Source organism: Sulfitobacter sp., assembly GCF_041552635.1.
Classification (GTDB): domain Bacteria; phylum Pseudomonadota; class Alphaproteobacteria; order Rhodobacterales; family Rhodobacteraceae; genus Sulfitobacter.
In genome coordinates this window covers 1-6,170 of record NZ_JBFEKM010000201.1, presented here as the reverse complement: position 1 = coordinate 6,170, position 6,170 = coordinate 1, and the positions used below count along the sequence as shown (strand labels likewise).

Here is a 6,170-nt window from a genome sequence, read left to right as displayed (position 1 = left end):
GGTAGACCGTCTGTGCAGGGTTCGGTTGATCCCACAACGCAACGTTAAAGACATCGGGCCTGTCCGAGCAGGCAGGGATTTTATAGGTCGATGGCGCATGGGTTTTCAGTGTGCCGTGATCGTCCCAGACCAGTTCTTCGGTGGTCAGCCATCCGACACCTTGTACATAGCCGCCTTCGATCTGCCCAATGTCCAGCGCGGGGTTCAGCGATGCCCCGGCGTCATGCAAAATATCCGCCCGCAGGATGCGGTTTTCGCCGGTCAGGGTGTCAATTACAACTTCGGTGACGGCCGCGCCGTAAGCAAAGTAGAAAAACGGCTGACCGCGCCCTGCGATGCGGTCCCATTTGATGTCTGGCGTTTTGTAAAATCCGGTTGATGACAGCGAAACCCGGTTCACATAGGCCGAAGTGACGGCCTCGGCAAAGGTGAGCTTTTGTTTTCCCACAGTCACCATGCCACCCGAAAATGTCACGGCTTCGGGCGATACCTGATGGGTTTCAGCCAGATGGTGCGTGATGCGGTCGCGGATCGTGTCGCAGGCGGCCTGCACGGCCATGCCGTTCAGGTCTGTGCCCGAAGACGCGGCTGTTGCAGATGTGTTTGGCACTTTGCCTGTATCCGTCGCGGTGATCTTGACCACGCTCACATCGACGCCAAAGCGGCTGGCGGCGACTTGGGCAATTTTTTGGAACAGGCCCTGGCCCATTTCCGTGCCACCGTGGTTCAGCTGGATCGATCCGTCTTGATACACATGCACCAGTGCGCCCGCCTGATTTAGGTGGGTCAGGGTGAATGAGATGCCAAATTTCACGGGCGTCAGGGCGATGCCGCGCTTGAGCACCTTTTGCTTGGCGTTCCAGTCACGGATTGCGGTGCGTCTGGACTTGTAATCGGAGGTTTTGACCAGCCGGTCCGTCAGCGCGTTGATAATACCGTCGGTGACGGGCTGGGCATAGGGGGTCGTTTGGATGCTGTCGCCGGGGGCGTCGGCATAGTAATTGACCCGCCGCACCGACAGCGGATCGGCATCCAGATTCTGGGCGATGTGATCCATAACCCGTTCGATGCCAACGATGCCTTGGGGGCCGCCGAAACCGCGAAAGGCGGTCGCGCTTTGGGTGTTGGTCCGCAGACGGTGCGAGGTGATGCGAATGTTATCAAGGTGATAAGCATTGTCTGCATGCAGCATCGCGCGGTCGGCCACGGGTAAAGACAGGTCCATCGACCAGCCACAGCGGGTGTAATGCGTGAAATCCAGCGCGGTGATCCGCCCGTCCGCGTCAAAGCCTACGGTGTAGTCAATGCGAAAGTCATGGCGCTTGCCCGTGATGATCATGTCGTCATCGCGGTCATAGCGCATCTTGCAGGCGCATCCGGTTCTTGCCGCCGCAACGGCGCAGGCGACGGCCAACGCGTTGCCTTGGCTTTCCTTGCCGCCAAAACCACCGCCCATGCGCCGCGTTTCAACGCGTACTGCGTGCATCGGCAAGCCAAGGGCTTCGGCGACCTTGTGCTGAATTTCCGTCGGGTGTTGGGTCGAGGAATGGACGACCATGTCGCCATTGTCTTGCGGCAGGGCAAGGGCGGCCTGACCTTCGAGATAGAAGTGTTCCTGACCGCCGATGTTGATGGAACCGTTCAGTTTATTGACGGCTTGGGGCAGCGCGGCCGCGGCATCGCCTTTTTGGTAGACGCGCGGGCCATCCTCGAACCGGCTGTTGGCGGCGAGGGCCTGTTCGATGGTCAGGATCGGGTCCGTTTCTGCGATCTTGATCTGCCCTAGTCGTGCCGCGTGGCGCGCGGCAAGATGGCTGGTGGCGATGACCATGAAGACCGGTTGCCCCGCGTAATGTACCGCATCTGTCGCAAGCAGGGGCTCATCATGGTTCGACGGGGAAACATCATTGGCAAAGGGAAGATCATCAGCGGTCAGGACGTCGACAACGCCGTCGGCGTTTCGGACGTCACTGAGGTCTATGGCTGTGATTGTGCCCGCGGCAACTTTGCCCAGCCCAAATGCAATGTGCAGCGTGCCACCGGGCGTGGGGATGTCGTCCACATAGCGCGCCGCGCCGGTGACATGCAGCTTGGCGGCGTCATGGGGAAGGGGCTTGGCCACGCTCATGAGGTCACCCGCTGCAGGTCGGTTTCAACGCCGTCTGCCTCGTGAAAATACCGTAGCAGCATGTTTTGCGCGGTTTGCAGGCGGTAAGCGGCTGACGCGCGCATGTCCGAGAGGGGCTGGAAATCTTCTGCGATCATTGTCATGGCGCTGCGAAAGGTTGCTTCGGTAAAGGGTTGGTTCTGGAGTGAATGCTCGGTCGCTGTGGCCCGTTTGGGCGTACCGGCCATGCCGCCAAAAGCGATGCGTGCGCTGATGATCGTGTCGCCGTCACGCATCAGATTGATGCAGCCGCAAACCGCCGAGATATCCTGATCAAAGCGTTTGCTGAGCTTGTAGCAGCGCAGCGTATCGGGTTGTTTGGGGATCGTAATCGCCTCAACAAATTCACCGGGCGCGCGGTCTTGTTTACCGTAGTCGATAAAGAAATCCTCGAGCGGGAGGCTGCGGCGGCTGTCGGCGTGGCGCAGGTGCAAAGTAGCGCCCATCGCGATCAGCGCGGGGGACCCGTCGCCGATCGGGGATCCGTTGGCGATATTGCCCCCAATGGTCGCGGCGTTGCGCACTTGGGCCGATCCGTAGCGGCGCAACATGGTGGCGAGGCTGGGATGGTGAGGCGCGAAATGGGTTTCAAGATCGGCAATCGTGGTCATCGCGCCGATGCGCCAGTGATCGCCAGCGTCGGTGATGCCGCGCAGGTCGTCGATCCGGTTCAGAAACGCCGATGCGCCGAGGTCGCGGAATTGTTTGGTGACCCAAAGGCCGACATCTGTAGCACCTGCGATCAGCGTGGCATCGGGATGGGCGGCGTACCAGTGGGCCAGATCATCGGTGGTGGTGGGTTGAATGTGTTGAGGGGGCTGTCTGCCCCCATCCGGCTGTGCCGGCCCCCCCGAGGATTCTTGTCCATTTGGAAGTTGAAGTGTTTTGAGGTGGTGGGGGACGGGTTGGGTTTCGGCTGCTTGTGCGGCGCGGATGATCGGGGCGTAACCTGTGCAGCGGCACAGGTTGCCGGCCAGTTGCGTGTCGTGGTCGGTTTTGCCGTTCAAGTGGGCGGTGGCCATGCTGACCGCAAAGCCGGGGGTGCAAAAGCCGCATTGGCTGCCGTGGTGGTCGATCATTGTTTGTTGCACAGGATGCAGCGTGCCATCGGGCGCGCTGAGACCTTCGACGGTTGTCACGGATTTGCCATTGATCTGGGGCAGGAACAGGATGCAGCCGTTCAGGGCGCGGTGGCCAGATTGATCACTGATCATCACGCTGCATGCGCCGCAATCGCCTTCGTTGCAGCCTTCTTTGGTACCGGTCAGGTGTTTCGTTTCGCGCAGCCAGTCAAGCAGGGTTGTTGTGGGGGATATGCCGGTCAGCGACACGACTTCCCCGTTCAGGCGAAAAGTGATGTCCATAGGTTCGTTCCGCCGCGGTACCGGGGCCCAGACATGCGCGAGGTTCGATGCGACGTAGAACGTGGCGCGGGCAATTGCTAAGCAAGGCTAGGCGGGGTCGGGGGGGATTGGCAAGCGGTTTCGACACGGAGCGGTGATGCCGCATTCTGCGATGCTGGAAAATGCGGCACGGATGCGATGCAGGTCTGGTGGCGCGGGCGCGGCTGGCCTAAGCATGGTCCATGGCACACACACCCCGATTCATTCACCTGCGCACCCATTCCGAATATTCTTTGCTGGAAGGCGCGCTACGGCTGAAAAAACTGCCCGATCTTTGCAAATCGGCAGACATGCCTGCAATGGCGCTGACGGATACCAACAACATGTTTGCGGCGTTGGAGTTTTCCGTCGCTATGGCGGGTGCCGGCGTTCAGCCGATCATCGGCTGTCAGGTGGATTTGGCCTATATCACTGCGCAACCGGGTGAAAAGCCGCGTGAACCTGCACCGGTCGTTCTGCTGGCGCAATCCGAGGTCGGGTATGAACACCTGATGAAGCTGAATTCATGTCTGTATATCGACAAGGGCGGTGCGGTACCCGAAGTAACCTTGGACCAGCTTGAGCAATTCAGCGCTGGCATTATCTGTCTGACCGGCGGGGCAGGCGGGCCGGTGGGGCAATTGCTGCAAGGGGGGCAGGCCCCGGCAGCAGAGACCTTGATGAAGCGCTTGCACGCGGTCTTTGGCGACCGGCTGTATATCGAATTGCAACGCCATCCGGGCGAAAACGGCCAGCCTGAAGCGGAACGTCTGACCGAGCGCGGCTTTGTCGAGATGGCCTATGCGATGGGCATCCCGCTGGTGGCCACCAATGACGTTTATTTCCCGAAAACAACGATGTACGAGGCGCATGACGCGCTGATCTGCATTGCGGACGGGGCCTATGTCGATCAACAGCAGGACCGTCGCCGTCTGACCGCTCAGCATTACTTCAAATCTCAATCCGAGATGGTGACGCTGTTTGCTGATCTGCCGGAGGCGATTGAAAATACTGTCGAGATCGCCAAGCGCTGCGGCTTTATGGCCTATCGCCGTGATCCGATTTTGCCAAAATTTGCAGATAACGAGATCGAGGAACTGAAGCGTCAGGCCCATGAGGGGCTGAAGAACCGGCTGAAAGTCATCCCCCATGCAACAAGCGTTGAGGAATATGAAAAGCGCCTTGATTTCGAGCTGGGCATCATTGAAGGCATGGGGTTTCCCGGCTATTTCCTGATCGTTGCGGATTTTATCAAATGGGCCAAGGATCAGAATATTCCGGTCGGGCCGGGACGGGGGTCGGGTGCGGGGTCGCTGGTGGCCTATGCGCTGACGATTACCGACCTTGATCCATTGCGCTATCAGCTGTTGTTTGAACGGTTTCTGAACCCCGAACGCGTATCGATGCCTGACTTTGACATCGATTTCTGCATGGATCGCCGTGAAGAGGTGATTCAATATGTGCAGCGCAAATACGGGCGCGACAAGGTGGGGCAGATCATCACCTTTGGTGCGCTGCTGTCCAAGGCGGCGGTGCGCGACATCGGACGGGTTTTGCAAATGCCTTATGGTCAGGTGGACCGTCTGTCAAAAATGATACCGGTCGAAGGTGTCAAACCCGTTAGCATCGAAAAGGCGTTGGCAGACGAGCCGCGTCTGCGGGACGAGGCCCGCAACGAGGAAGTTGTCGCGCGTCTGTTGGACTATGGTCAGCAGGTCGAAGGGCTGTTGCGCAACGCATCAACCCACGCGGCGGGTGTTGTGATTGGCGACCGCCCGTTGGACGCGCTGGTGCCGCTGTATCAGGATCCGCGGTCGGACATGCCCGCGACCCAGTTCAACATGAAATGGGTGGAACAGGCCGGGCTGGTCAAATTCGACTTTTTGGGCCTAAAGACCCTGACCGTCATTCAGAACGCGGTGGACCAGATCAAGGCGTCGGGGCGGCATCTGCATATTGGTGCAGACGGGACCGAATTGTTCGAGCCGCCTGAGGGTTTGATCGACGACATCGCGACGATCCCGCTGGATGACGAGGCATCGTACAAGCTGTATGCCAGCGCCAAGACGGTTGCGGTGTTTCAGGTGGAATCCAGTGGCATGATGGATGCCCTCAAGCGGATGAAACCTACCTGTATCGAGGATATCGTGGCTCTTGTGGCGCTGTACCGGCCCGGCCCGATGGAAAACATCCCGACCTATTGCGAGGTCAAAAACGGGCTGAAAGAGCGCGAATCCGTGCACCCGTCGATTGATCACATCCTTGAGGAAACCCAAGGGATCATCGTTTACCAAGAACAGGTTATGCAGATCGCGCAGGTCATGGCGGGATATAGTCTTGGCGGTGCTGACCTGTTGCGCCGCGCGATGGGTAAAAAGATTGCCGAGGAAATGGCCAAGGAACGCCCCAAGTTCGAAAAGGGTGCGATGGCCAATGGGGTGGACAAGAAAAAAGCATCGGAAGTCTTTGACCTTTTGGAGAAATTCGCCAACTACGGTTTCAACAAATCCCACGCCGCCGCCTATGCCGTGGTCAGCTATCAAACCGCATGGCTCAAGGCGAACCACCCGGTCGAATTCATGGCCGGTGTGATGAACTGCGATATCCACCTGACGGATAAG

General features: G+C 59.0%; 3 protein-coding genes. 1 reads left to right on the top strand and 2 read right to left on the bottom strand.

Annotated features, from left to right (window positions below):
* Both xdhB and xdhA read right to left on the bottom strand, forming a co-directional pair.
* On the bottom strand, positions 1–2,128 hold a 2,128-nt coding region (gene xdhB, locus ABYT07_RS18120), incomplete at its 3' end, for a xanthine dehydrogenase molybdopterin binding subunit (RefSeq protein WP_372993421.1).
* Complete coding sequence (gene xdhA, locus ABYT07_RS18115) at positions 2,125–3,531, bottom strand: xanthine dehydrogenase small subunit (RefSeq protein WP_372993420.1); 1,407 nt, start codon at positions 3,529–3,531, stop codon at positions 2,125–2,127. The genes xdhB and xdhA, both read right to left, overlap by 4 nt.
* 221 nt (positions 3,532–3,752) lie before the next feature.
* On the opposite strand from xdhA, the gene dnaE reads away from it, so the two are divergent.
* Positions 3,753–6,170 (top strand): DNA polymerase III subunit alpha (gene dnaE / locus ABYT07_RS18110; protein ID WP_372993419.1); only part of this gene is annotated, 2,418 nt, incomplete at its 3' end.